At 74.8% G+C, this 1293-nt stretch carries 1 protein-coding gene; it reads left to right on the top strand.

Features of this window, described 5'->3' with window-relative positions:
* Positions 1-91: 91 nt before the first annotated feature.
* Positions 92-1293, top strand: a 1202-nt coding sequence (locus tag D471_RS36250) for a sensor histidine kinase (protein WP_017601318.1), incomplete at its 3' end; no start/stop codon positions are given.

Here is a 1293-nt window from a genome sequence, read left to right on the forward strand (position 1 = left end):
TCGTGTGAGCGGCGACGTCGGCGCGCACGCGCGCGAGGCTTTGGCGCCCGACGCGCGCGGGGAGCAGCCACCGGAAGAGCGCGGAGCTCCAGTGCCCGACGCGTGGGCAGGCTCCGCGCCGGAGGCGGACGGAGGTACGGACGCGGGCGGCGACCGGAAGATCCGTGTCGCGCGGCGGGCGCTCGTGGCCTCCACGATGATCCTCGACGTCCTGTTCGTCCTCTTCCCGCTCATCGACGTGGCGACGTCGGCGGCGGAGGGGATCGTCCTGTGGCCCTCCCTCGCGGCGGTGCCCCTGGGGATCGGCTGCGCCGCTCTGCTGCACGTCCTCTTCACGGGCTGGCTCGACGGACGGCGCGACCCCGCCCCGTGGGCCTACTGGGGCTCGACCGCCCTGCTCCTGCTCTGCTGCGCGGGGCTCCAGGACCCGATCAACGTGGTGATCCTGATCGCCGCGTGGTGGTGCGTCGGGGTGGTCGTCGCCTCCCGGCGGCGCACGTCGTGGGTCACCGCCGGGCTCCTCGCCCTGCCCTGGCTGCTCATCCCGACCACGCAGGCGGACATCCGGTTCGTCCCGTTCCTGGTGGTGTGGCTGTTCGGGGTCGCGTACGCGCTGATCCTGGCCGGGGGGATGATGATCTGCGCCTGGCTCTGGGAGATCGTGAACGACGCCGTCGCCGGGCAGCGGGCGCGGGCCCGGCTCGCGGTCATGGAGGAGCGGTTGCGGTTCTCACGGGACATGCACGACCTGCTGGGGCACAGCCTCTCCGCGCTCGCGGTCAAGTCCCAGCTGGCGAGTCGGCTCGCCGAGCGCGACCCGGGACGGGCGGCCGTGGAGATCGCCGAGGTGCGGTCGCTGGCGCGGACGTCACTCGCGCAGGTGCGGTCGGCGGTCAGCGGGTACCGGGAGGTGGACCTGGCCGAGGAGGTGGAGTCGGTCGGCGCGGTCCTGCGCGCCAACCGGACGGAGGTCTCGGTCACCGGTCTGGACGGGCTGGAGTCGCCTCCGGGGGCGGCGGCGCTGGCCGCGTGGGTGGTGCGCGAGGGGGTCACCAACGTGCTGCGGCACAGCGACGCCACGCGCTGCCGGATCGGGTTCACCCGGACGCGGGACGCCGGCTCGGGGACGGAATCGCTGGTGGTGGAGGTGGCCAACGACCGGGCGCGGCCGGGTGGGAGCCGGGAGTCGGCGTCCTCGGGGAACGGTCTCTCGGGGCTGTCGGAGCGCGTCGCGGCGGGCGGGGGCACGCTGTCGGCGTCGCGGACCCCGGATGGCGGCTTCCTGCTGCGGGC

Origin of the sequence: Nocardiopsis lucentensis DSM 44048 (assembly GCF_000341125.1) — a bacterium.
GTDB lineage: Bacteria > Actinomycetota > Actinomycetes > Streptosporangiales > Streptosporangiaceae > Nocardiopsis > Nocardiopsis lucentensis.